The 23,933-nt window shown below is 56.1% G+C and carries 23 protein-coding genes and 1 pseudogene; 7 read left to right on the top strand and 17 right to left on the bottom strand.

The window, feature by feature from the left end:
• Positions 1-50 precede the first annotated feature (50 nt).
• Positions 51-1,253, top strand: coding sequence for an MFS transporter (locus VDP81_RS10685; RefSeq protein WP_322996273.1), 1,203 nt, complete (start codon positions 51-53; stop codon positions 1,251-1,253).
• A complete protein-coding gene (locus VDP81_RS10680; RefSeq protein ID WP_322996272.1) occupies positions 1,250-1,372 on the top strand; it encodes a hypothetical protein in 123 nt (40 codons plus the stop codon). Before VDP81_RS10685 ends, VDP81_RS10680 begins: the two co-directional genes overlap by 4 nt.
• 28 nt (positions 1,373-1,400) lie before the next feature.
• On the opposite strand, the gene tehB is transcribed toward VDP81_RS10680, so the two are convergent.
• On the bottom strand, positions 1,401-1,964 hold the full coding sequence (tehB, locus tag VDP81_RS10675) for a tellurite resistance methyltransferase TehB (protein ID WP_322996271.1): 564 nt from the start codon (positions 1,962-1,964) through the stop codon (positions 1,401-1,403).
• Positions 1,965-2,129: 165 nt separating this feature from the next.
• Here tehB and VDP81_RS10670 point away from each other — a divergent pair, with 165 nt between their 5' ends.
• A complete protein-coding gene (locus VDP81_RS10670) occupies positions 2,130-4,202 on the top strand; it encodes a CocE/NonD family hydrolase (protein WP_323012295.1) in 2,073 nt (690 codons plus the stop codon).
• A gap of 160 nt (positions 4,203-4,362) precedes the next feature.
• Positions 4,363-4,500, top strand: coding sequence for a hypothetical protein (locus VDP81_RS10665; protein ID WP_322996269.1), 138 nt, complete (start codon positions 4,363-4,365; stop codon positions 4,498-4,500).
• A 118-nt stretch (positions 4,501-4,618) separates the two neighbouring features.
• Here VDP81_RS10665 and VDP81_RS10660 read toward each other — a convergent pair whose 3' ends face one another.
• The 7 genes from VDP81_RS10660 to VDP81_RS10630 all read right to left on the bottom strand — a co-directional run bounded on the left by VDP81_RS10660 (position 4,619) and on the right by VDP81_RS10630 (position 9,858).
• Complete coding sequence (locus VDP81_RS10660; protein WP_323012294.1) at positions 4,619-4,954, bottom strand: helix-turn-helix transcriptional regulator; 336 nt, start codon at positions 4,952-4,954, stop codon at positions 4,619-4,621.
• Positions 4,947-5,315, bottom strand: a complete 369-nt coding sequence (locus tag VDP81_RS10655) for a type II toxin-antitoxin system RelE/ParE family toxin (protein ID WP_323012293.1) — start codon at positions 5,313-5,315, stop codon at positions 4,947-4,949. The genes VDP81_RS10660 and VDP81_RS10655 overlap by 8 nt, the downstream gene beginning before the upstream one ends.
• Before the next feature lie 58 nt (positions 5,316-5,373).
• The gene (locus VDP81_RS10650) at positions 5,374-6,657 is read right to left on the bottom strand and encodes a tyrosine-type recombinase/integrase (RefSeq protein ID WP_323012292.1); all 1,284 of its coding nucleotides are present in this window, start codon (positions 6,655-6,657) and stop codon (positions 5,374-5,376) included.
• 417 nt (positions 6,658-7,074) lie between these two features.
• Positions 7,075-7,497, bottom strand: coding sequence for a hypothetical protein (locus tag VDP81_RS10645; RefSeq protein WP_323012291.1), 423 nt, complete (start codon positions 7,495-7,497; stop codon positions 7,075-7,077).
• Positions 7,481-8,116 (bottom strand): nucleotidyltransferase domain-containing protein, encoded by a 636-nt coding sequence (locus tag VDP81_RS10640; RefSeq protein WP_323012290.1) that lies wholly within the window; start codon positions 8,114-8,116, stop codon positions 7,481-7,483. Before VDP81_RS10640 ends, VDP81_RS10645 begins: the two co-directional genes overlap by 17 nt.
• Positions 8,117-8,355: 239 nt before the next feature.
• Complete coding sequence (locus VDP81_RS10635) at positions 8,356-9,363, bottom strand: NADP-dependent oxidoreductase (RefSeq protein WP_323012289.1); 1,008 nt, start codon at positions 9,361-9,363, stop codon at positions 8,356-8,358.
• A gap of 105 nt (positions 9,364-9,468) precedes the next feature.
• Complete coding sequence (locus tag VDP81_RS10630; protein ID WP_323012288.1) at positions 9,469-9,858, bottom strand: RidA family protein; 390 nt, start codon at positions 9,856-9,858, stop codon at positions 9,469-9,471.
• A gap of 146 nt (positions 9,859-10,004) precedes the next feature.
• Between VDP81_RS10630 and VDP81_RS10625 the strand changes: the two genes are divergently transcribed.
• Complete coding sequence (locus VDP81_RS10625) at positions 10,005-10,949, top strand: LysR family transcriptional regulator (protein ID WP_323012287.1); 945 nt, start codon at positions 10,005-10,007, stop codon at positions 10,947-10,949.
• On the opposite strand, the gene VDP81_RS10620 is transcribed toward VDP81_RS10625, so the two are convergent.
• The 7 genes from VDP81_RS10620 to VDP81_RS10590 all read right to left on the bottom strand — a co-directional run bounded on the left by VDP81_RS10620 (position 10,946) and on the right by VDP81_RS10590 (position 18,679).
• The gene (locus VDP81_RS10620; protein WP_323012286.1) at positions 10,946-12,076 is read right to left on the bottom strand and encodes an MFS transporter; all 1,131 of its coding nucleotides are present in this window, start codon (positions 12,074-12,076) and stop codon (positions 10,946-10,948) included. The two genes, VDP81_RS10625 and VDP81_RS10620, sit on opposite strands and share 4 nt — an antisense overlap.
• Positions 12,077-12,136: 60 nt before the next feature.
• Positions 12,137-14,188 (bottom strand): prolyl oligopeptidase family serine peptidase, encoded by a 2,052-nt coding sequence (locus VDP81_RS10615; protein WP_323012285.1) that lies wholly within the window; start codon positions 14,186-14,188, stop codon positions 12,137-12,139.
• Positions 14,189-14,311: 123 nt separating this feature from the next.
• Positions 14,312-15,052 (bottom strand): SDR family NAD(P)-dependent oxidoreductase, encoded by a 741-nt coding sequence (locus VDP81_RS10610; protein WP_323012284.1) that lies wholly within the window; start codon positions 15,050-15,052, stop codon positions 14,312-14,314.
• Positions 15,053-15,092: 40 nt separating this feature from the next.
• The gene (locus VDP81_RS10605; protein WP_323012283.1) at positions 15,093-15,989 is read right to left on the bottom strand and encodes a pirin family protein; all 897 of its coding nucleotides are present in this window, start codon (positions 15,987-15,989) and stop codon (positions 15,093-15,095) included.
• The gene (locus tag VDP81_RS10600) at positions 15,982-17,589 is read right to left on the bottom strand and encodes an MFS transporter (protein WP_323012282.1); all 1,608 of its coding nucleotides are present in this window, start codon (positions 17,587-17,589) and stop codon (positions 15,982-15,984) included. The genes VDP81_RS10605 and VDP81_RS10600 overlap by 8 nt, the downstream gene beginning before the upstream one ends.
• A gap of 81 nt (positions 17,590-17,670) precedes the next feature.
• The gene (locus tag VDP81_RS10595) at positions 17,671-17,976 is read right to left on the bottom strand and encodes a GNAT family N-acetyltransferase (protein ID WP_323012281.1); all 306 of its coding nucleotides are present in this window, start codon (positions 17,974-17,976) and stop codon (positions 17,671-17,673) included.
• A 115-nt stretch (positions 17,977-18,091) separates the two neighbouring features.
• The gene (locus tag VDP81_RS10590) at positions 18,092-18,679 is read right to left on the bottom strand and encodes a nuclear transport factor 2 family protein (RefSeq protein WP_323012280.1); all 588 of its coding nucleotides are present in this window, start codon (positions 18,677-18,679) and stop codon (positions 18,092-18,094) included.
• A 954-nt stretch (positions 18,680-19,633) separates the two neighbouring features.
• Between VDP81_RS10590 and VDP81_RS10585 the strand changes: the two are divergent.
• Together VDP81_RS10585 and VDP81_RS10580 are read left to right on the top strand one after the other, a co-directional pair.
• A pseudogene (locus tag VDP81_RS10585) lies at positions 19,634-19,838 on the top strand (hydrolase); the annotation flags it as partial.
• 86 nt (positions 19,839-19,924) lie between these two features.
• Positions 19,925-21,730 (top strand): amidohydrolase, encoded by a 1,806-nt coding sequence (locus tag VDP81_RS10580; protein ID WP_323012279.1) that lies wholly within the window; start codon positions 19,925-19,927, stop codon positions 21,728-21,730.
• 253 nt (positions 21,731-21,983) lie between these two features.
• Here the strand turns inward: VDP81_RS10580 and VDP81_RS10575 are convergent, their stop codons facing one another.
• Positions 21,984-22,259 (bottom strand): prolyl oligopeptidase family serine peptidase, encoded by a 276-nt coding sequence (locus VDP81_RS10575; protein WP_323012278.1) that lies wholly within the window; start codon positions 22,257-22,259, stop codon positions 21,984-21,986.
• A 130-nt stretch (positions 22,260-22,389) separates the two neighbouring features.
• Positions 22,390-23,871: an IS5 family transposase gene (locus tag VDP81_RS10570; protein WP_323012059.1), complete on the bottom strand. Its 1,482-nt coding sequence runs from the start codon at positions 23,869-23,871 to the stop codon at positions 22,390-22,392.
• Between the last annotated feature and the right edge of the window lie 62 nt (positions 23,872-23,933).

Here is a 23,933-nt window from a genome sequence, read left to right as displayed (position 1 = left end):
TAGGGCCGCCATCCTCCTATAATTCGCCCATCCGAACACCCGACGATTCTATGAGCTTCTCATCCAAAAAAAGCTTCTGGCTGATGCTGGGCGCCTCGCTGATCCTGTTTCTATCTCTGGGGATACGCCACGGCTTTGGCCTGTTTCTTTCGCCAATGAGCGCCGACTTTGGCTGGGGACGCGGGGTTTTTGCCTTTGCCATGGCCTTGCAGAATCTGGCCTGGGGCGTTGCCCAGCCATTTGCGGGGGCAGTGGCCGATCGTCTGGGTGCCAAGCGCACCATCGTGGTCGGCGGGATTCTCTATGCGACCGGGCTGGTACTGATGGGGTATGCGGATTCGCCGCTATCCCTGTCCCTCAGCGCAGGCCTGCTGATTGGGATCGGCCTGTCGGGCACCTCGTTTTCAGTGATACTGGGCGTCGTCGGACGGGCGGTGCCCCCGGAAAAACAAAGCCTGGCCATGGGCATTGCGGCAGCAGCAGGGTCCTTTGGGCAATTCGCCATGCTGCCCGGATCCTTGGGATTGATCCAGTGGCTGGGCTGGGCGGCAGCACTGGTGGTATTGGGTCTGCTGGCGGCCCTGATCGTGCCCCTGGCCGTCATGATCAAAGACACCCCGCCCACAACGCATGGACACCAGCAGACCCTGAAAGAAGCCCTGCACGAGGCCTGCAACCACTCCGGTTTCTGGCTGCTGGCCTTCGGCTTTTTCGTCTGCGGCTTTCAGGTGGTGTTTATTGGCGTACACCTGCCGTCATTTTTGGTGGACAAGCATCTGCCGGTTATTGTCGGCACCACCGTGCTGGCGCTGGTGGGTTTGTTCAATGTATTCGGCACCTATATCGCCGGCTGGCTGGGGGGGCGCCACTCCAAGCCCCGTCTGCTGAGCGCCCTGTATCTGGCCCGGGCAGCGGTGATTGCCCTATTCATCTCGTTTCCGATCACCACCGGCAGCGCGTATGCCTTCGGCATTGCCATGGGCCTGCTCTGGCTATCCACGGTGCCACTGACCAACGGGGCCATTGCCACGATATTCGGCGTACGCAACCTGTCGATGCTGGGCGGCATCGTCTTCCTGTTTCACCAGATAGGATCTTTTCTGGGCGGCTGGCTGGGCGGATATCTGTTCGACCAGACAGGCAGCTATGATGTGGTCTGGCAGATTTCAATTGCCCTGAGCTTTGTCGCCGCCGCGCTGAACTGGCCGATTCGTGAACAGCCCGTGGCACGGCTGCAAGGGGTGCAAGCATGATGCATAAAGGCTGGACGATCCTGGCAGGCCTGGTGGCTGCAGCGACACTGGCGTTGATTTTGGCAGGCTGGCGACAGGGCGCTTTTGATTTATTGCAGGGCGGGATGAGCCTATGCTAAACCGCCCGCCCCTGCGTGTGCGGCTGTCTTAAGTGGGTTTGCGCGCCAGCATGGTGGCAAACTGCAGCCGCGCCCCATTGTGCATGGTGCCGGGATCTTCGTTGTATTTGATGAATTCCCAGCCCTGATACATCGTGCGCAATTGCTCTGTTTTCAAGGTAAATGGAAAATTCATGGGACAAGGGTATGCCTCGGTATCCATGGCGCAGACAATCAGGTGATAGCCACCCGCCAACGTGTGATCCTGCATATCGGACAGCACCGCGTCGACACGCAACGGATCGATAAACATCAGGGTTACGGTACACGCAATAAAACCGTAATCAGCATCCAGATCGGCCTGTTGGATGTCATAGACCCGAGGCTGGATATTGCTGATTTTTTCCTGATCCACAATGCCCTGCAGCATATTGATGGCATTGGGATTGGCATCAATCGCCGTGACATTGAATCCAAGCTGGCTTAGATACAAGGCATTGCGGCCATTGGAGCACCCCATATCCAAGGCATCGCAAGGCTGGATCACCCGACATGCGTCCACGACTTCGCTGTGCGCCGGGTTCAGGCCATGACGGCTGTTCAAATCTTCCATAGCATGAAATCCTTAAAAATCATCACTGCTGATAAGCACCCCAGGATAGCGGAGCAATTCCGTCTGCACAAACCCACAAAACGCCTGACGGCCTGCTCATCAAGTCTTGTGCGCCATATCGACCTCTGACATGATGCGGGGATCGTGCGCAACCCTGGAAAAAAAATGATGCGATGGAATACAAGCAGTCTGGCAAGAATGGCGGTTTGCCTATCCCTGATGCTTGGGTTGTTGGGCTGCTCTGGCGATAGCGAGCCACCTGTGCAAACCACCCACTACGAATTCTCTTTGGAACAAAGCACGCTGACCATGGAAGACGGCGTGCAGTTGGCCGTCACCTATTATCGCCCCACCGCTAAAAAATCGGGGGAAACCTTCCCTGTCATCATGGAAATGGTGCCCTACCGCAAAGACGATTTTTTTGTCCTGAGCGACTATGGCTATGGGGCTTATTTTGCCAAACGCGGCTACGTCGTGGCCCGGGTGGATGTGCGCGGCACCGGGGGTAGCCAGGGCAGTATCCCCAAAAGCGAATATTCCCAGGCAGAAATTTCCGATGCCGAACAGCTGATAGACCAGCTATCCAAAAAAGACTGGTCCAACGGCAAAGTGGGCATGTACGGCATTTCATGGAGCGCCTTCAATTCTTTGATGACGGCCCACAGAAAGCCCCCCGCCCTGAAGGCGATTATCGCAGCGCATGGCTCGACAGATCTTTTCTACAACGACGTGCACTATATAGACGGGGCCTTGCACATAGATTCATATGCCCATCAGATCGATACCGATAATTCGATGCCGCAAAGCCCGGATTACCGGATTGACGAAACCTATTTCAAAAATCGTTTCGACCAAGAACCCTGGATTTTCACCTGGCTGCGCCAGCAGCAGGACGGCGATTTCTGGCGCCAGGAATCCACGACATTCAAGGCTCCCCTGGAAGTCCCGGCCTATCTGATTGGCGGATTGCTGGACGGCTACCGGGATTTCGTCCTCGACGTGGGGCAGTCGTCCAAAGCGCCGGTCATTGCAGAAATCGGCCCATGGAACCACGCCTGGCCTGAATATGGCGTGCCCGGCCCCAACTACGAATGGCGGCAAAAAGCCGTGCGCTGGTGGGATTACTGGCTGAAAGGCATCGACAACGGCGTCCTGGACGAACCCCGCTGGATGGCATTCATGCGTACCGGGCATTCCCCCGCCACCGACCTGAGCACAATCCCTGGTTACTGGCGCTGCGACCAGCAATGGCCGTCGGACAACAGCACAAAACGCTACTACCCCCAGGCCGCGCAGCAACTGAGCCTAGCGCCGACGGCACAGGAAACCGCCCAGCCCCTGCTTTATCGTGCCGGCACCGGGATGGCCGCCGGCGGCTGGTGGGGCGAACAAACAGGCGACATGGCCACAGACGACAGCCATAGCCTGGTCTTTGATTCTGCCCCATTGACCGAAGCCCTGGAAATCATGGGCATGCCACAAGTGCGTTTGCGCGTGGCCGCAGACGCCCCTTTTTACCAATGGACGGTGCGCCTGGAAGATGTTGCACCCGACGGCAAGGTATCCCTGGTCAGCGGCGCAAGCATCAACCCGTCCCAGCGTTTTTCACGGCTGGAGCCCACCGCGCTGATTCCCGGCGAACCCACCACCCTGACGGCCTCGATACACTTCACCACCTGGCGCTTCCAGCCAGGCCACCGCATCCGGCTGGCGGTCTCTAACGCACAGTTTCCCATGATTTGGCCCAGCCCCACGGCAGGCGTGACCAGCCTTCTGTCGGGCAACAGCACCTGGCTGGATCTGCCAGTGGTGCCGACACGAAACGCAAGCGATCAGGCCTGCCTGCTGCCCCAGCCAGAAGTTGACGATGCGGCGCCCTTTGGCGAGACACTGGAAAACAACGGTCCGGTTTTTGAGAGTTTCCGCAACGAAAAAACCGGTGATTCGACCTTCACGACCACGAGCGACATACGCTGGACCGCCCACGGCAATGAATTCAAATCCAGCGAGTCGTACCGCTGGGACGTCAACGATGCCAGACCCGCCCATGCCAGCTACCAGGGCGAGCGCAACAATCTGTTCACCATCAACGGCGAGGAAATAGCCCTATCGGCCAAAGCGCGGATCGAATCGGACGATACGTACTTTCATGTCACGTTTACGAAGGTTTTGCGAAAAAACGGGGAATTGGTGAGGGAAAAAACCTGGGCGGATCATATTCCGCGGCGGTTTCAGTAGGGGAAGGCCAATACTTCAGATTGCTGTGATTGGATGGGGAGAATTGCCGCACTGCTCCCCAATCTGCCCTATAAACTTGACATAACACAAGAATGCTGATAGTTTATACAGTGATGGTGGCGGCACACAGTGTGCTGCCACATTGCTTTGGGAGAAAACTATGTCCACACCTAAACGTATCGCCTGGAAGGATATCGTCGCGCCACCGCTTAACTGGAAAGCCCCAAAGATATCCGACCAAGGATCTGAATCCAGCGAGAACAAACAGGTCAAGGAAGAGCAAGACTCCGACGAGTAAGTGTCTTGTCGCCGGGCGAAGCGATTGATTAGCGCTTCACTGAAGGCAGACCCCTGAATACCGGCTCTGCTGGCGGCCGTGTCAGGCGTGTTGCAGCGGCTACGTCCCGGCCATCGACTTAGGCGTGAGTCAACACTAGGTGGCCGATTGGTTCTGCCGTTTCGCGCACACGAATTTCGATGTCATAGCCCAAGCGGTTCAGACAGTCCATCAGCTTGCGTTCGGAGAAATTCGAGAACCCACCACGCAGTAGACTTGATACCTTGGGTTGGGTAAGACCCATGCGTTCTGCCGCTTCGGCTTGCGTCAATCCGCGCTCGCGGATGGCTTTGGCAATCTCGACGGTCAGCCCTGATTTGATTTGCAGTTTTTCGGCGTCGGGCAGGCCAAGGTCAGCAAACACATTACCTGAACTGGCTTCGACTTCAATCCCTTCAACGATGCGTTTACTCATTTCTCAACTCCTGTGCGACGATTGCAGCGGCCTTCATACGCTGACGGATGATTTCCATATCCGGCTTGGGCGTTTCGATACCTCGCTTGCTCTTCTTTTGAAAGACGTGCAATACGAATATGGCTTCAGCAAAACGCACGGTGTAGACAGTCCGGTAAGTGCCACCGGTGTCGTCTTCAACAATTTCAAGTACACCCGCACTGCCAAAGCCCTTTAGCACTTTCGCCGCTTCGTGCTGTTCGCCACGCTGGGCGAAGTCAAGCGCATGACCGAAGAACTTTCGTACAGCCACCGGCAGAGCCAACAGGTCTTTCTTGCTGCTGCCAAGCCAGAAGAGCGGCTTCATGGAGGAAGGCTTCATGTCAATATACCATTTCTGGAATGTTTTGGGCTGCTGTTGAACGCCAAGTAGGCGTAGGCTACGCCCGCTTGAGCCAGAGGACGTTTTCCGCAAGCTTGGGCATTTTTCCCGCCTCCAGCTCATCCAGAAAATCCGCCCACTGCTGCACCATTACCTTGCGCTGAGCCAAGAAGGTGGCTCGGTCGTAGCTGGCACCCAGCTCTTCTTTCGATACGTGCGCCAGGTGGCGTTCGATGACGTCCGGCTCCCAGCCAAGGTACTCGCGGATCATCGTGCGTGCGGTGGCACGAAATCCATGACCTGTGATCTGTTCCTTGGTGTCATACCCCAGCGTGCGTAAAGCCGAGTTGATCGTGTTTTCGCTGATATAGCGTGACTTGTCAGAGCGCCTGGCCATGTTGGGAAACACAGGGCCGGAGGGGCCGGTAATCGGCAGCAGATCCTCTAGAATCCGTCGCGCCTGGCGTGACAGAGGCACAATATGCGCAGGGGTGCGGCTATCGCGTTTCTGCCACTCGCGCATCTTCATGTTCTCTGGCGGGCAGCGCCACAGGCCCTTTTTGAGATCGACATCTTCCCAATGTGCCAGGCGCAGCTGGCCGGGCCGCTGGAAGACTAGCGGAGCCAAGCGCAAGGCGGCAACGGAAATGAAGTTACCGGAGTACGCGCGCATATCTCTCAAAAGCTGGCCCAGTAGCTGCGGATCAGTGATGGCTGCGTAGTGGCGGCCGCGTGGTGTTGGTAAGCCTCCAGTACGGTTGTTGACGAAATTCTGGGCGGGCTCCAATACACCCGTATCCACAGCGTACTGATAGACATGCTGGACGGCTTCGCGGACACGTTGCGCTGTTTCCAGGTTGCCGCGATCCTTGATGCGATGCAGGCAGCGCACGATTTCAGGAGGCCTGATGGCCTCCATGGCTTTGTCACCAACCCAGGGGAACACGTGAATTTCCAAGTGCCGGGTGACCTTGTTTTTGTAGCCGGCAGACCAGACGCGATCCTTGCTGGCACTTTCGAGCCAGGCGCGCGCCATCAGTTCGAAGGTATTCATCTTGGCGATCTTGGCTTGCTCTTGCTGCTCTCGTCGAGCGTCTTGCGGGTCGATGCCTTGAGCGCGCAGCGCGTTCGCCTCTCTGGTGAGTTCGCGTGCCATTGCGAGGGTGATCGTTGGGTAGGCGCCTAGGCCGATCTTGATTTGCTTCGTACCGGATTTGTACCGATAGAGCCAACTTTTGCTGGATGCGCGCAAGCGCAGGTAGAGGCCATCGCCGTCATTCAGCATCTGTTCTTTGACGCTGGGCGAGAGGGTGCGGATCTTAAGATCAGTCAGGAATCCCATAGGTGTACCCCTGTAAAAAGAAAACTGGGTACAACCAGTCTAGGGTACACCTTGGGGGGCACGCAACGTCGGGATTTACTGAAACTTGATGGGACATCATGGGTTAAGTTTCTATCCTAACCGCATGATTTCTTTGAGAATTTGATGCAACTTGAACCTTTGTGGAACAAGCCGTTGGTGCCCGGGGCCGGAATCGAACCGGCACGCCTTGCGGCGGGGGATTTTGAGTTGGCGATTTAAGGTGTTTGTATAGGTAAGCAGGGCGAAGCTGGGTGCAAGTTAAAATAGATAAAAGGACTTACGAATCAGTCTATTAGCGTATTTTAACGAAATTCTGTAAAACTGGTCACTGTACCTGTACTGTACCGAAGTTTGGTTCGAAGTACAGTTCGGTACAGACGGTCGCCTTGCTCACAGCTACTTCAACGGTGGTAAAGCATCGACTCGGTCTGCAACTGACTGGCAGGCTGTCACCAGATCGGTGACGATACGATCATCCACGTTCAAGTCGCCCTCATACTCACCCAGGTTCCGAATGTTGTGACACTTGTCGAGAACTCGCCAGACAGATGAGCCAAGATTCAGCGTGTGCGGCAATAGTTGGAATACGACATATCGGTTGCCGGAGCGATAACCGTGCCAACGTAACGCAGCCAGGCACAACGCGTGGGCAGCGTTGTAGGCCAGGTCGAAGCGGCTTTCGATGGATAGCGTTGTGTTTAGAGCATCACGCAATCGCGCCCGCCCAGAACGAACCAGACCTTCAAACTCTTTCTTGTCAGGGGGTTCGGCCCGTAATGGCTTGCCGGGGCCGCTCAGATTTTCAAATGCCGAGGTCACTGTCTTTACCTAATATCCAGATCTTGGGTTGTTCCATGACGCGGGTCAGGAATGATTCCTGATTGGCAAGACGTTTCTGGAACTCGTCTTGAGACAGAATGGTTGGGTTGACCGGGCGTCCGAGGTTCACACTGGCCGCTTCAAGGGCGGTGAAAAGTTCACCGTAGCTGATGTCATCGCTGATCACCATCAGATCAATGTCGCTGCTGGCCGTATCTGTCTTCTTGGCGACGGAGCCATATACAAAAGCTGCGGTGATCTGGGCCGACATGGGTTGAAGGGCTGTGCGCAACGGCTCAGCCAGGCCTACCGTCTTCTGAATGATGGAACGTAGCTCATTGAAGATAGGCGATTCTGCGTTCGCTTGGTAGTGCTTCTGATTGCCAACAGCCGTCACGGTCACCAAGCCACTATTCGTGAGCGTGACGAGTTCACGTTGCACGGCACCGGAGCCACTGGCTGCGAGGCTGATCAATTCATTGGCATAAAAGCTGCGATCAGGCTGACCATACAGTATCCCTAGCACCCGTTGTTTGGTACCGGGAAAGAGAGCGTCGGACAGGCTCCGGCGGGGCGCAGTAATATTTGAAATACCCATATTGGGGTTTATGATACCCAATTTGGGTTTTGCTGGCTACTACTGGGCCTTTCCCGGCGGCTGCTAACTCCTGCCCACATGTCGGTCGAGTTCTATGCGGCGTTTATGATGCCAATCGCCGCATTTTGTGCGGTGATTGTCGGCTCGCAATGACCTTACACACTGGGTGTCATGGCTTCGGTTTTACAGCGTTCCGATTAGCTTGACAGACACCGCTACGGTTGAGACGTCATAGTCGGCAAGGAGACTGCAAGAACCAGTTATGGCGTGACTTCAAGCAACAGTTTTCCGAAATTCCGCCCGGAATACAGGTCTTGCAAAGATGAGAGAGCGTTCTCAAGCCCCTGTCGTATATCTTGTCGCGTCGTAAGCTGTCCGCTTTGCATCCACGCGGCGAGATTTTTTTCCGCCTCTGGAAAACGGGCACGATAATCATCGAATATGAAGCCACGGACCGTGAGGCGTCGCATCATAATGGCCCACCAGTAGCTGGGTTGGGTGTCCGCGTGCGTAACGTTGTATTCGGAAATCATCCCGCAAACGGAGACGCGGCCGAACATCTTCATGCGCTCCATGACGGCGTTTCGGATCGGGCCGCCCACCTGTTCAAAATAGATGTCCACGCCTTCTGGCGCCAGATGATCTAGCGCATCACCAACATTTACAGATTTGTAGTCGATGCAGGCATCAAAACCCAGTTGCTCGGTGACGAAAGCACATTTCTCCGGCCCGCCGGGAATGCCGATCACCCGGCAGCCTTTCAGCTTGCCTATTTGACCAACGATCTGGCCCACGCCACCGGCTGCCGCCGAAACGACCAGGGTTTCACCTGGCTGCGGGTCGGCAATATCGAGAAGACCAAAGTAAGCAGTGGGCCCTACAAGACTGAATGTCCCGAACGTGGCCGCGAGACTTATTCCCGGAAAAGTGGGTAGCTCTGTAAAACCCGTGCCGTCACTGACGATGTAGTCAGCCCATTCGCCGGCACCGCTTAGAAGAGTGCCTACTGCAATACCTTCCTTTCTGCTTTTCTCCACGACACCAACTACGAGTCCGAACATCGGAGCGCCAAGCTCGACGGGTGGTAGAAACTGTTCTTGATCGCCGATGAAAACTCGCTGTGCCGGATCTAGTGACAGGTAACGGACACGAAGCAGAAACTCTCCGTCGCAAAGTTCAGGGATTGGCTCGGAGCCAAATCGAAAATCGTCAGTAACGATTGAACCCGCCGGACGGCGTGCCAGACGCCAGACATGACGTGTTGACATGATGAATACCTCGATGATTTGTCGTAATAATTGAGAAAGTTGTAAGAGCGCCGTGGTCGTTTTCGGCACAGGGGCGAGAGTATTGCTGTGGTGACTTTGATCTTTCTACGGTAACTTGGCGATTATCTTGATTTCAAAATCAAATCCAGACAGCCATGTGACGCCCACGGCGGTCAAGGCTGGATGCGGCGCTTCGCCCCAATATTCGGGCACCACCTGCCAGATTTCCTCGAATGTCGATTGTGGGTCAACCATAAAAACAGTAACATCGACCACGTCGTCGAAGGTGCATCCGGCTGCCGCTAGAATGGCATTCAGATTTTCAAAAGCCTGTCGCACCTGCGCTTTCAGCCCTTGTTGCGGCGAGCCGTCTTCCAGGCTGCCGACCTGGCCGGAGACGAACAGAAAACCATTGGATTCGATTGCTGGCGAGTAGCGGTGTCGTTCGTAAAGCGCCTGGCGTCCGGATGGAAAAACAGCGTTGCGTGTTGTCATAGAACTAATTCCTTGTTTGGAAGAGCCGATGTCGGCTGTATAAGTACTTGTGACTCATTCTAATGACAGGTGCTTAGCTGATAAACTGCCTAAGACGCACAACTCTGTTTGTATAACCCAAACAATGCCAGAGTCGAGGAGGGGAGATGGACCGTTTCGATGCCATGCAGGCCTTTGCCCGGGTCGTGGAAACGGGCAGTTTCACCAAAGCGGCGGAAACCCTGCATCTGAGTAAAACAACCGTGACACAACTGGTGCAGCAACTCGAAGCACGCCTGCGCGTCAGATTACTGAATCGCACAACTCGCCAGGTCAATGTAACCCCTGACGGAGCGGCTTATTATGAACGTGTGTTGCGTGTGTTAGCCGACATGGACGATGCGGAAACCAGTCTGTCCGGCGGCCTGTCGTCACCTCGGGGCAGGCTGCGGGTGGATGTGCCCAGCCCATTTGCCAGCATGATTCTGGTGCCGGCGCTACCGAACTTTCACGCCAAGTATCCCGACATTCAGCTGTATCTTGGTGCGAGCGATCGCGTAGTGGACTTAATTGACGAGAATGTGGATTGCGTTGTACGCGGGGGTGAGGTGACCAACCTGTCGCTAGTGGCTCGGCATGCGGCGGATCTACCGCTGGCGGTGTATGCCGCACCAAGCTATCTGGAGCGGACGGGGCACCCCAACCACCCTAGCGAGCTGGAGTTGCCGCATCACCGCACCGTGAGCTTCTCGTGGTCGCGCACCCGACGCTTGTTCCCGCACACCATACGTCGTGATGGCAAAAGCATTGACGTCTTGGGTCGGCCCGCGTTAGTGGTCGACGATGGTCACGCATATCTGGCCGCAGGCCTGGCTGGAATGGGAGCCCTCTGGTTGCCCTCCTACATGGCTCAGGCGCACGTGGCGCGGGGCGAATTGATTCCGTTGTTTACCGATTGGCATATCGACCCAATGCCGATGTACGTCGCCTTTCCCCAGAACCGGCATGTCAGTGCAAAACTACGTGTGTTCATCGATTGGATCGTTGCATTGATGGCGCAGCACGCGCCAGTCGTATCCCGACCTCCACTACACATGGATACAGACCCCTAACACATTCGTATTTCAGCCCGTGTCAATCCTGGCGTGAGGGCGAGACACGAAAAAATGGTCACCACGGAGTTGGTTGTCAGCCGGTCCATCAGTAGCCCGAAGATCGGGGCGCCTACCGCTTGACCGATAGCTATAGTTAGAAAGCCGATCATTAGGCCAGAGGCAGGTCGATCAGGCAGTGCAGAAACTCCCCACACTAAATAGACGCCTGTGAGCATGATGTAAGCTGCACCAAAAAGAATTCCTCCAAAAAGTGTCAGGGCGACTGTGGCGGCGCCGACACCGATAAGAAGGATACCTGCTGCCAGCATCACCAAAAAAATGCGGTGCACTCGGTCAATTCTGAACCGCGCAATAAGAGTCCCTGCCCCAGCACCCGCAATGCCCGCCGACCCAATGGCAATCCAGAGGAACTCCACGCCAGCGCTGCTCCAATTGAGTCGAAGCGCGATGAGCTGGCCCCCAAATGACCAAATGGCAGTGCTGGCAGCGCCCATCAGGAAAGATGCAAAGATCAGACGCCAAAGCACACCGTTAAATGAGGGCAGACTGTTGGCATTTTTTGTGACTTTGCTGGAACTTCCCGGTACGCTGAGCGCGGCGACTAATGCCAGACCAACTGCGGCGACGGCAAAACCAGCGAAAGCAAGGCGCCATTGATCACCCGACATCAATGCCACTGGCCCCGAAAGCACTACGCCGGCACCTGTTCCTGCGTTAATGACCGTATTGGTGACGCTCTGTCGGTCCGGCTGGATGCCTACGGCCACAGCTGCAGCCATGGGTGGCGAGACCAACCCCGTGCTTGAGCCGGCCAGGATTACCGCGCCTGCAAGCCAAGATGCAGAAGGTGCAATGGCGATACTAGCCATACCTACCGCTGCGACCAGGGCGGCACAGATGGCAACAAAACGAGCACCGATACGTTCAGTCAAATAAGTCGATAGAACAATAGCAATGCAGTAGCTCAGAAAGGCCCCTCCCGAGATCAACCCGCTTAGCGTAGAAGACAAGGACAGCTCGGCGTCAATTTGCGGCAAAAACAGCCCGAAGGAAAAACGAGCGAAACCGTAACAGACCGCGATCAGAGCGAACCCCGTTGCGCCTAGATACAGACCTGAACTCACGGCCGTGTCCGCTCAACAATTGCAATGACCGCATGAAGCGCAGCCTCCAGGGTTTCTGCATTAATTGCCAACATCGAGACCAGTCCAATACGCAGCAAATGCCCACATGTCTGCGATTTCCTCTATCGCCTTGTCCGTGGGCTTGCCCGACCCGTGACCCGCACGGCCCTCGACGCGCAACAGGCGTGGGCGAACACCAAGGTCGGAAGCCTGGAGCGCAGCAACGTACTTGAATGAATGTGCAGGAACGACACGATCATCAGTGTCAGCGGTAGAGACAAGGATGGCCGGATAGGTCACCCCAGACCGGATATTGTGCAGCGGAGAGTAGGCGAAAAGGTTCCGGAAATCTGCCTCGTCATCCGGGCGGCCAAACTCCTGTGTCCAGAGCTGCCCACCAGTGAAACGATCGAACCGCAGCATGTCGAGGACGCCAACAACTGGAATAGCGGCCGCGAATAGCTCTGGTCGCTGATTGACAACAGCTCCAATCAGCAAGCCACCATTGGATTCGCCATGAATGGCCAGCCCATCCGGCGATGTAATGCCTTCCCTCTTTAAGAATTCTGCAGCAGCAATGAAGTCATCGAAGGAATTCTGTTTCTTTGGTCCCCGCCCGCCATCATGCCACGCTTTCCCATACTCTCCTCCACCACGAATGTTCGCAACGGCGTAGACCCCACCTTGCTCGACCCATGCCATCGCTGCAGGCGAATAGAAGGGAACCATGGAAATACCAAATCCCCCATAGGCCGTGAGCATAGTCGGCGCGGGAGCCGTCACGTCCGTGCGACAAACGACAAAAATTGGCACCTGCGTGCCGTCCTTGGACGCGTAGAAGTGCTGCTTCACCAAGATATTGGTCAGGTCGATCGCGACCTTCGGCTTCGCCCAAGCTGTTCTAGAATTGGTAGCAACGTCGTAGTGGTAGATGGCGGCTGGTGCATCGTGGCTAGTGAAGATAAAGAAAGCCTCATCATCGTCCGGCCGACCGTAGAAAGCACCAGCGCTACCCACGCCAGGCAACTCGACGACGCCGTCGGGTGTGCCGTCAACCGTATAGCGCTCAACCTCTGTCTTTGCGTTGTGCATATAAGAGACAATGAGGCGACTGCCAACAAGCGCACCAAATTTAAGCACTCTGTCCTGTCGCTCCGCGATGAGCTCAACGAACACCGCTTCAGAATCGGCGAGGTCTATTGTCACAAGCCTGCCTCGCTCTGCGCCCTTCTGCGTAAAGAGGAAAAGCTTTGCACCGATGTTGCCGGCAAGGAGCCAGGTATGGTCGAAAGTATCGACTACAGTTCTTATAGGCCAGTCGGAATTACTCAGGTCGACCACAGCGAATCCGTTGCCTCCCGTGAGAGCACTCGAGTAGATTACGGCGTATCTTCCGTCTGCGGTGACATCCATCGTATGAATCATCGGTAAATCCGTCTCCGGAGCATGAACGCGCCGGTCTTCGGACTGCTCCGTTCCAAGCCTGTGGAAATAGACCGCATGTCCGAGAGCCAGTGCCGAGAATTCGACGTCCTTTTCCGGCTTGGGATTGCGGGAGTAGAAAAACCCCGTACCATCCTTCACCCAAGCGATATTCGTGAATCGCGCCCACTTGATTTCATCCTTGAGGATCATGCCACTGTCGACTTCAAGAACGCGAATCGTGCGCCAATCCGCACCACCCTCCTGAATTGCATAGGCTAGATGGGACGCGTCTTCCGACGGCGCCCATTCTGCCAAAGCGGTGGCGCCGTCTCTTGACCACTCGTTCGGATCGATAACAACACGATCCAAGCCATTCATGCCCTCGCGGACGAAAAGGACCGCTTGATTGTCAAGCCCCGAGTTGCGCGTAAAGAAGTACCGGTCCCCCCGCTTTTCTGGTGTGGTAAGTCGCTCGTGATCAAACAGAACCGCAAGACGTTCCCGAAAAACATCCCGCCCTGGAAGCCCGGCCAGATAAGAAGCAGATAGCCTGTTTTGCACGTCTACCCAGGCGTAAGTAGCAGGGTCTCGACGAATATCGTTCTCCAACCAGCGATAAGGGTCGGCCACTCTCTGGCCGAAATATTCATCGACAACATCGGCTTGAGCTGTTTGCGGATAGATCATTAAGCTCTCGCGCGGGCGGAGAGGCGTCCGATAGCACCCGCACCGCCCATCAGGAGAATAGGCTCTGAAATTAGCTGAGTCATATATCAGGTCCTTTGTAAAAGCTCGACAGAACAAGTTCGATTATGCGATTGAACCTCCATCAACGGTCAAGGTGGCGCCCGTAACCACACTCGCAGCAGGACTAGCAAAGAAGACCACAGCATTCGCTATCTCATGTGGCTCAGCGTAGCGTCCCAACGAAGTCAGGCTTCGTTGGAAATCGGCGGCCTCGCCATCTGCAGGATTGGCATCCGTATTAGTCGCACCGGGTTGTACAAGATTCACGGTGATTCCGTTCGGGCCGAGCTCGCGCGAAAGGCCTCGAGTGAAGGAGGTAAGTGCTGCCTTGGACATTGCATAAAGCGTGATGCCCGGGAACGGGACTCGTTCTCCCAGAGCCGAACCGATCGTGATGATGCGTCCCCCGGTCGTGAGATGTGGGATAACTGCCTTCGCAAACAACACTGGGGCTCGTACATTGACGTCCATCACGGTCTGATAGTCATGCACATCAAGGTCCGCGATCATGCCGGTGTGACCAATCGCTGCGCTGTTGACAAGGATATCGAGTCCACCGAGCGTCGAGACGGCTTCGCTCACGGAGCGCAAGATAGCCTTCGGGTCGGCGCTGTCGGCCTGGATGGCCACTGCGCGACGCCCCATTTTCTCGATTGACTTCACGACCGCATCAGCTTTCTCGGCTGAGTGCTGATAAGTAAATGCGACGTCGGCCCCGTTCTCTGCCAGCGCCAGTGCGATCGCAGCTCCGATGCCCCGCGACCCCCCAGTTACTAATGCGTGCTTCCCATTTAAATCGATCATATAATTTCCTTTGTACAGTGTTTTAGCTAAGTTCAGATACCTACGTGGTTCGCGTAGAAAATGGCGGCAACGGTTCGTCCGGCAGTGGGGTGAACTCTTCATCGTCGGCATCGGGCAGCTTCATCCTTCCCGCCCTCCAATCAGCTGCCGCCTGGGCGAGCCGGTCTTTCGAGGAGGACACGAAGTTCCAGTAAATGAACCGCTCTCCGACGGGCTCGCCACCTAGAACCATCACGGTAGAGTGTTCCAAGGCTCGCACACGCGAGGCGGCCGAGCTAAGCACCAGCATCCTGCCACGCTCGTAGCGCGTTCCATCCAGCTCCACCGCACCGCTCGCGATGTAGATCGCACGCTCCTTGTGTCCTGTCGGAATCTCGGCGATCGCGCCTGGTGCCATGTCGAGATGGGCATAAAACAGTGGCGAATGCGTTTCGGTGCCAGCAGTCAGGCCATAGGCGCTGCCGTCGATGAGCTGTCCGTTGACGCCAGCGTCGCTCCATTTCGGCAGATCGCTCGCGGAATGATGAGAGAACGACGGCGCGACTTCTTCCAACTCGGTCGGCAGCGCGACCCAGGCCTGAATGCCGTGCAAGTGATCACCCTGTTCACGTGCGCGCTCGAACCGCTCGCTATGGGTGATACCGCTGCCTGCAGTCATCCAGTTCACTTCCTGTGGTCGAACCACCTGCTCGTAGCCAAGGCTGTCGCGATGCATCACCTCGCCAGCAAACAAGTACGTTACCGTTGCAAGACCGATGTGCGGATGGGCACGGATGTCGAGGCTCCGGTCAAGGCCTGGCGCGAGATCAAGCGGCCCCATGTGGTCGAAGAAAATAAAGGGACCTACCATGCGTCGTTTTGCAATCGGCAAAATGCGGCCCACTTCAAAGCCGCCTCCGAGATCGCGACGACGCTGTTCAATGACCATTTCAATCATGTCGTGTTTCCTTATAAAGTGGTCGCAGAAAATGACGAACGACAGGGGGTTGATCGCCTATGTGAAACGCCTTTAACACTTGCTGATCCAATGCATCGCTGTGAGTCACCCTGGCATGCTGACGCTGATGCTCGACCCAGCTTTCAACGACGAATTCCTCGACCACCCGGCCGGGTTCTGCAACGTCTTCCCAAACATCCCAGCGGATCGCGCCGTCGCGATAGCGCGTCACGCGAAACTTGTGCAGTGCGGTGATGAACGCAGCCTGTTGTTCCGGGGCGATCCGGTACTCAATCTCGATCTGGACGGGGCCGCGGTCATGGGCAGGCGGGATGGCGACGACAGGCTCAGCCCAATGGTTCGAGGGCGCCAGATCGATGGTGGAATCGTTCGGCAGCCGCCAGTGCATCGCCAGCAGGATCGCCAGTGTCAGACCAATGGCCGCGATGATCAGGGCGCCGGAGACGCCGGCGCTGCTAGCCAGAGTTCCCCACAGGATACTGCCGCCAGTCATGGCCCCTTGAAGCACCAGCAGATAAACAGCGAGCGCCCGCGCCTTGACCCAACCAGGCGAGGCCATTTGCGCTGCGACGTTGAGCGAGGTCAGCATGCCGATCCAGGCGAGGCCAGCACCGAACATCACTATCCCGGCCAGCCAAGCATTGGGTGCCAGCGCCAATGCGAGAGTCGCAGCCGCGAATAGCAGTGTTGCCCAGATCGAGACCGTGTTGGAGGCTACCCTTTTGCGCAGTTGTTTAAGCAGCAATGCACCGACAATGGCACCCGCGCCCATGCAGCCGAGAAGCCCGCCGTAGCCCGCTGCATCTAACCCCAGTTCACGGCGCCCCACCAACGGCAGCATCGCCCAAAGCGCGCTGCTAAACAGGAAGAAGCCAAGGGTGCGGATCAATACCAGCAGCATTGCCGGAGAATGCCGTGCATAGCGATAACCGGCCCGAAGCGCGCCGAAGAAATGTTCAGGCGGCAAGCTGTGTACGGTCGTTGCGCGCTTCCATCTGACAAGCACGATCAGTACCGCCGAAACCGACACTGCGTTCAGCGCGAAGACTGCCGGAATGCCGGCCATTGCCACGATTACCCCGCCAAGTGCCGGGCCTATGGCGCGCGAAATGTTGACGCCAAGACTATTGAGCGCCACGGCATCGGGTAAGCCTGCCTTGTCGATCAGTTCGGGGACGATAGCCTGAAACACTGGCGCACTGAGCGCCGCTGCCACGCCGAGAACAAAGGTAGCGCCAAGCAGCACCCATGGGGTGGTCAGCCCTTGAAAAGTCAGGAGGGCCAGAACCGCTGCAGCGGCAAGGCCGAGGACCTGCGCGCCCAGCAGCATCTTTCGACGATCGACGATGTCGGCCAGCGCGCCCGCCGGCAAAGCCAGCAAAAACATCGGCAGGGTCGTAGCGGCCTGCACCAGCGCCACAAGCAGTGGGCTTGGCGACAACGAGGTCATCAGCCACCCTGCACCGACATCATGCATCCATGTGCCGATGTTGGAAATGATCGTGGCGATCCACAGCGCCCGAAAGACCGGGAAGCTCAGTGGACCCTTCGCCGGAGCAGCTATATCAATGGCGGTCATTTTGGCTCCTGTCGGGCGGCAAACAGAGTTGGTTGCCATCTTGAAAACATAGCCATCATGATCAAGAAAGCTCTACTTGCTTCAATTCTGAATAACATCGAACCACTCCGGGTGCTTCAGCGACTGCGCCCGGACATAAGGACAGAGTGGCACGATGCGGTGTCCCTTGGCGCGAGCATCCGCAATCAAAGCCTGGACTAGCACCGACGCGGTGCCGGTTCCGCGAAGCGTGTCGGGAACAAGCGTGCCGTCGGCGATGATCAGCACATCGGACACCTTGGAGATAGTCAGCTCGCCTTCGTCGGCGACACCATTGACTCGAGCGACAAAACGACCCTTATGGCCTTTATCCTCGTACGAAATCTGAATGGCAGGTTTCTCGGTCATTTCAGTCTCCGTAAACGTAAAGGGGTAAGTAGTTCGAGTTGCAGGACAAAGGGAATCTCTCTTGATGTTTGGCGAGCAGGATATGCCTCAGGGAGTAATGAGGTATCAAGTCAGGCTACTTTGCGCCGACCTCGAATGCTGGGGTCGCCTTGGTCGTCTTTACTATCCACGATCCGCTTTTACGGAATGAGCTCGCTGATGCGTATGTGTCTTCCATAAACTGGAAGTAGATCAACTTGCCCTCTTGCACCTTGGCGTGAATCGAGAATGGCGAGGTGAAGACATGGCCCACCTCAACCGAACGATAGGTGAACTTGCCGAAAATGGCGACATCCTCACCCACAGCCAGTTTGTCGGTAATTGTGAAGTCCTCGATCGTCCAATATTCTGCGACCCTAAGGAACGTGCTGCTATACGCACTGGGGCCTTTGGCAGTCCCCGTCCACGGCTCTATCTTCTTCAGCTCGGGGTTGTCGAAGTTCAGCGATACATAAACTGCGTCGGGCGCCACGAGGCGAGCGGCCGCCGCTTCGACCTTGTCCGGTGCTGTGTTAGACAGAAAATCCATAACAACGGCGAGAGACGCTGCGGACTGATCCGGTGAGCTTATTGTCTGCGCTGCGGCAGGCGCTGACGGCAAGACAGACGTGCTAATCGCGAGTGCAGAGAAGAGAGCCGCCTTTGAAAATTTAAGGATTGTCATGTATTTGATCCTTTGCTATTGAGGTTTCTAAGTTGCCATAACGGCGGTATTACTATCTCGTAAACGGCCATCCATTAATTGGACGGGCTTGCTTTTATGGAAGATTCATACGGTCAATGTCTCGTCGCACTTAGCGGTCTGCTTAGGCCAGATGCTCCCCCCGCTTCTCGATGCCGTTCATAAAGCGCCTGGCGTCCAGGTGGAAAACAGCGTTGCGTGTTGTCAATGAACAGATTCCCTCATTACAGGGCCGATGCCGGCGGATGTGTGGTTGTGAAAGATTCTAATGACGGGCGTTTAGTCGATAAACAGGCAGACACACACAACACTGTTTGTGAAGCCCAAACAGTTCCAGAGTCGTGAGGGAGCGTAGTGGTTGCGCTTGTTGGCTATATGGACGATATCGAAACCAGCCTGTCCTGTGTCCTGGCGTCGCCCCGGTGCAACCTATGGGGGAGATTTTCCCCGTTCCTCCTTGACCATGAATTCTCCAACCTTGCCGATCGTCGCTCGCACCAAACACGATCCGCAACCGGCGGTATGGCTCCGGAGCGGATAAGCAGCACTTGTCACCCGATGGTTACGAACTAGACATCTCTTACATGGCGCGCCGGGTGCAGAGGACATTCAGCTCGATCTGATCCTCGACTACCGCAAAAACGTCGCGCTGTATCCAGCTTTCCAGTCTCACTTTTGCGAGTATCGCCCGCCGCCGATTACAGACGGGATCTGCCGAATGCGCAGGTTCACCTCCTCGATACGGGGCATTTTTCATTAGAGATGCATGCGCAAGAAGTGGCTGCCTTGATATGCGGTTCGTCGAGCCGATAGCCCGACAATTAACACGGCCCTAATCGCCAAATATCGGACAATCATCCAATAATAAGTGCCGTTGTTTTGCGACATTGATCATACATTTCACGCAACCCATCGCGTTTGCCAAAGATGAGCACAATTCAGAGCCGGAAGCTTGAAGTCTTACCCCCGAGCAACTCTCAACTGAGCTTTAGCGACCAACAGCCCAAAATGGCGTTCGGAATGCAGAGCGTTGATCGACAAACCCTGAAGAACAACACCGTAGGCCTGGCAAATGCGGCGCACATTTTTGGCGAGCCAACCACTATCGCCGCTGTTGAAAACCGAAAGCTTTTCGAAGCATCTCTCCTGGGCGGCCTCCGCCTACTCACACAGTTCTTAGCCTGACTTTGGTTGCGCTTCGAAAATATCATTCAAACGAGGATGGAAATGATGATTAAGAGAATATGGATCGCATTGCTGGCAATTCTTTGCGCCTCCACCGTCCAGGCACAGTCCGTGCAGGAACCTCCCGGCGCAGACTTGATCGTATTCAATGCAAAGATTTTCACCGGCAATCCAGCGCAGCCGGAAGCGTCTGCCTTGGCAGTGAAGCATGGTCGCATCTATTCGGTCGGCGCCGACGCCGAAATTCTTGGTCTGCAAAGTTCCAGCACCGAGATTATCGACGCCAGCGGTCGAAGAATGATCCCGGGCATCAGCGATGCCCACACCCACGTGCTCAATGAGAGCAGCTTCACCTACAACGTACGTTGGGATGGCGTGCCCACGCTCCGTCGGGCATTAACCATGCTGAGTCAGCAGGCAGAGCGAACGCCTGAGGGCCACTGGGTCAAGGTGATTGGAGGGTGGTCCCCTTACCAGTTCGAAGAAAATCGCTTCCCCACCATGAGCGAACTGCGTGAGGCTGTGCCTAACCGCCCTCTGATCGTGCAGTACGCCTACAACCGCGCCTTCATAAATGAGCTGGCGATGGAGGCATTCGGCGTGGGCACCGATCGGTTTCCACAACTTCCAGGCACTGAGTTCGAGAAGGACGACCAGGGAAACTACACGGGTGTAGTCCATGGCTACACCTTCACCTTTATCGCCATGGAGACCATGGTTCCGCAACCTTCGTTCGATGAACAGGTGAGCGCGCTGGTCCATGCCATCCACGGTCTCAATCGTTTTGGAATTACCTCGGTCATTGATGCTGGTAACAGAGGCTACCCTAACGCCCAATCGACCGTAGACGTCCTTGCCCGCGACGACCGCCTCAACGTGCGCATGCCCTTCGTGGACATGCAATTCGGCGACGGCAGCCCAATGAATATGGTGGACGCACAAATTGAAGTGATCACGAGAACCGCACCCATCAGCCCCGGACACAACCGGCACCCGACTTTGGCGCATGGCCAGGTATATCGCGGTGCCGGAGAAGTGTTGGCGTTACACGTGCACGATCATGAGAACTTCGATCGCCCTGCGGTCATCATTGACCCCGAAGTCATGCGGCAACACGTCGAACAGGACGTGAGAAAGCTGGTTCAGCGGCGAATTCCTTTTCGGATGCACATCAGCTACGACGAAAACATCTCTCCCTTCCTTGATGCATTGGAAGAGATGAATAAAACGTCCCCTCTTGCGGGCCTGAAGTGGAGCATTGAGCACGCTGAGACTATTAGTTCGGAAAACATCGCCAGAGTCAAAGAGCTTGGAGGCGGAATTGCCTTGGACATCAAGATGGCGCTGCACGGAGATGGCTTTATCGAGACCCACGGCCTCGAAATGGCTTTGGAAACTCCGCGCCTGCGCCAGCTTGTAGATAGTGGCGTCCCTCTGGCCATGAGCACCGATGCTTATCGGGCCTCCACGTTTAACCCTTGGGTCGGCATCAGCTGGATGGTGTCCGGAAAGTCGGTCTCCGGATCCGAAGTGCTTGCCGAGAACAACCGCCTTTCGCGCGCCGAGGCGCTGAAACTGTTCACCAGTGGTCCGGCGTGGTTCATGAACGCAGAATCCGAAATTGGCATGATTGCTCCAGGTAATCTGGCAGATTTCGCTCTGCTGGATAGGGACTACTTCACCGTGTCGGAAGATCAGATTAAATATATAGTCTCTGTTTTGACCGTCATGGATGGTAGGGTGGTGTTCGGTGCGCAAGACTACAGCACCCTCTCACCGCCCCTGCCCGACATCCTCCCCGCCTGGTCGCCCATTAAATATCTTGGGAACCACTATGAGCCGAAGTGAGCTGGCCCAGTGTGAATAGCTCACGCTCCACAACAGTTTGTGGCCGCCCACGATTTCTTTTTCAGGATACTAGCCACGTCAAACACCCAGCCTCAATTTACGGCAGAAACAGTCCGAAGGCAAAACCTTAGCAGACGGTAATCACCGTTACTGGTAGGCAGGGGCTCGGACTCATGACCGGGATCGCTCAACAAGTGGGAAGGTCGCATGACGCGCAACCTTCACGGACTCTACATTAATTGCCAACACTCAGTCAGGCCCACTGCACAGCAAACGCCCACATGTCGGCAATTTCCTCTATAGCTTTGTCTGACGGTTTGCCGGAGCCGTGACCTGCACCGCTCTCGACACGCAACAGGTTCAGACGTACGCCGAGATCGGAGGCCTGGAGCGTCACCACATACTTGAATGAGTAAGCGGGAACGACGCGATCGTCAGTGTCCGCTGTGGTGACAAGGACGGCTAGATAGATAACGCCAGATTGGATGTCGTGAAATGGGGGCAGGCAAAAGTTCTGAAAACCCGCCACGACATCCGGACATTTCACAGTTGGAATGGCTGCCAGAAAGCAGTCTGGCTGTCTGTTAAATGGAAATGATCTACCAGATGGAGTTGATCAGCCCTTAGTAGTCGTCCCTGAAGAATTCATTTCACCTATATCACGCCGGATTTCCGGCGATCTGAGGCCACGCATCCTGGCGGGGTAGCTCACCCCACAGGGATGATTTCTGAATTCGCTGCCAGATCCAGGTCAAAAAATAAGGCGCAAAAAAAGGGCGGATGCCCTTGCGGGCAATCATGCGCAGCAGCCACTTCATATTGAAGCCCGCCGCGCATAGCACCGCGTGGATAGCGTCCCCAATTTGTCCCTTCAAGTGGCAGCGATTCATGCCGTGATCGCTTTTAAGATGCCCAATGATCGGCTCAATCGCCTGGCGCCGTCTCAGCAACTGCTGCTCTTTGGGTGTCAAGCGTTTGAATTTCCCACGGTGCTTCAGTGCATATTCCGGGATTTCACCATCTACCCCGCGATACCCCAGATCCGCATAGATCGTCTTGGGTTTGACGCCGGTGTCCTGCAGCAGGATACTGGCTTGCTCCAATGCCTCCGCCAAAGTATGACCATCGTACGGGTTGCCTGGGAAGCTGCGTGCGCCCACGATCAGGTTCCCTGTCAACGTGGTGACGATACCCACCTTGACGCCGAACTCATATGGGGTGCGGGCCTTGCCCTTACCGATACACTCGACTTCGGGGGCATGCCAGCTGTAAATCTTGTCCTTGCCCTTCACCGCCTGCTTGCGACGGCTCTGCTCCGCGATTCGATGTGCTCGGGCCAGCAGCGGATCCAGGGCTTGCTGGATGCTTTGGGCCAGCACCGTCTTGCTGCGCTCGATGTCGCGGGCCAAGCGGCCCAGAATCGTGCGCTGGCGCTTGATCGCTTTGTGCATGCGGCGGTACTGCTTGGCGTGCGCATATCGCCCAGCCCGCCTGGCCAGGTCCCGGCCTTCTTTGGCGTAGCTTTGCTTCAAGCAAATGCCATGGGCCTTGGCAGCCTCAGCCAGCTTGTCACGTGCCACTTCCAGCAAGCGGCTGTCAGTGGGGTGTGCCACCGCCTTGCTCTGCACCGTGCTGTCCACGATCACGGTTTCCAGTGCCCGACGTTCAATCAGGCCCAGCTTCATGCCCACCATAATGGTTTGCACCAGCAATTCTTCCACGCCTTCTTCGCCCAGCAGGCCTCGGAAGCGGCTGATCGCGCTGGGATCGCACGGCAGGCGATCCTCGAAATATTCCTGGCCGGAAAAGTATTGCCAGACTGGCGTCTCGCTCCAGCGTTCGCATACGCCTTCATCACTTTCGTTGAAGGTGTGCTTCAGATACAGCAAGGAGATCATGAGGCGCATCGGCAGGCGCGGGCGCCCAGCGTTTGAAATCGCACCGCCCACGACAGCCACGCTCGGGCCAAACAAATCCACATCGGAAACTTTCTTTCCTGTGCGCACTTGGCGTGCAAATCGATGGGCCACCGAGGCCTCCAATTCCTGCCAGGGAATATGCGTGGCGAGTACCGCCAGCGGTTTGCGCAGATCGATCATTTGATCCAGGCGACTGCGGAAAAAATCGTCGATTTCACTCATGGGGCGTTTGGCATTTCTCCCAGAAAATGACCTGCAACGGAGGCGTTTCTGGGAGATTTGTT

Origin of the sequence: Castellaniella sp. (assembly GCF_034675845.1) — a bacterium.
Classification (GTDB): domain Bacteria; phylum Pseudomonadota; class Gammaproteobacteria; order Burkholderiales; family Burkholderiaceae_B; genus Castellaniella.
The sequence above is the reverse complement of the archived record's forward strand: the minus strand, read 5'-3'. Positions and strand labels throughout refer to the sequence as shown.

Bases quoted from the DNA above. Each gene is read 5' to 3' on its own strand.
- VDP81_RS10610 (WP_323012284.1), bottom strand. From the start codon at position 15,052: ATGATCGATTTAAATGGGAAGCACGCATTAGTAACTGGGGGGTCGCGG.
- VDP81_RS10615 (WP_323012285.1), bottom strand. From the start codon at position 14,188: ATGATCTATCCGCAAACAGCTCAAGCCGATGTTGTCGATGAATATTTC.
- VDP81_RS10630 (WP_323012288.1), bottom strand. From the start codon at position 9,858: ATGACAACACGCAACGCTGTTTTTCCATCCGGACGCCAGGCGCTTTAC.
- VDP81_RS10635 (WP_323012289.1), bottom strand. From the start codon at position 9,363: ATGTCAACACGTCATGTCTGGCGTCTGGCACGCCGTCCGGCGGGTTCA.
- VDP81_RS10665 (WP_322996269.1), top strand. From the start codon at position 4,363: ATGTCCACACCTAAACGTATCGCCTGGAAGGATATCGTCGCGCCACCG.
- VDP81_RS10580 (WP_323012279.1), top strand. From the start codon at position 19,925: ATGATGATTAAGAGAATATGGATCGCATTGCTGGCAATTCTTTGCGCC.
- VDP81_RS10570 (WP_323012059.1), bottom strand. From the start codon at position 23,871: ATGAGTGAAATCGACGATTTTTTCCGCAGTCGCCTGGATCAAATGATC.
- VDP81_RS10625 (WP_323012287.1), top strand. From the start codon at position 10,005: ATGGACCGTTTCGATGCCATGCAGGCCTTTGCCCGGGTCGTGGAAACG.
- tehB (WP_322996271.1), bottom strand. From the start codon at position 1,964: ATGGAAGATTTGAACAGCCGTCATGGCCTGAACCCGGCGCACAGCGAA.
- VDP81_RS10595 (WP_323012281.1), bottom strand. From the start codon at position 17,976: ATGACCGAGAAACCTGCCATTCAGATTTCGTACGAGGATAAAGGCCAT.
- VDP81_RS10590 (WP_323012280.1), bottom strand. From the start codon at position 18,679: ATGACAATCCTTAAATTTTCAAAGGCGGCTCTCTTCTCTGCACTCGCG.
- VDP81_RS10680 (WP_322996272.1), top strand. From the start codon at position 1,250: ATGATGCATAAAGGCTGGACGATCCTGGCAGGCCTGGTGGCTGCAGCG.
- VDP81_RS10670 (WP_323012295.1), top strand. From the start codon at position 2,130: ATGATGCGATGGAATACAAGCAGTCTGGCAAGAATGGCGGTTTGCCTA.
- VDP81_RS10605 (WP_323012283.1), bottom strand. From the start codon at position 15,989: ATGATTGAAATGGTCATTGAACAGCGTCGTCGCGATCTCGGAGGCGGC.
- VDP81_RS10660 (WP_323012294.1), bottom strand. From the start codon at position 4,954: ATGAGTAAACGCATCGTTGAAGGGATTGAAGTCGAAGCCAGTTCAGGT.
- VDP81_RS10600 (WP_323012282.1), bottom strand. From the start codon at position 17,589: ATGACCGCCATTGATATAGCTGCTCCGGCGAAGGGTCCACTGAGCTTC.
- VDP81_RS10655 (WP_323012293.1), bottom strand. From the start codon at position 5,315: ATGAAGCCTTCCTCCATGAAGCCGCTCTTCTGGCTTGGCAGCAGCAAG.
- VDP81_RS10650 (WP_323012292.1), bottom strand. From the start codon at position 6,657: ATGGGATTCCTGACTGATCTTAAGATCCGCACCCTCTCGCCCAGCGTC.
- VDP81_RS10685 (WP_322996273.1), top strand. From the start codon at position 51: ATGAGCTTCTCATCCAAAAAAAGCTTCTGGCTGATGCTGGGCGCCTCG.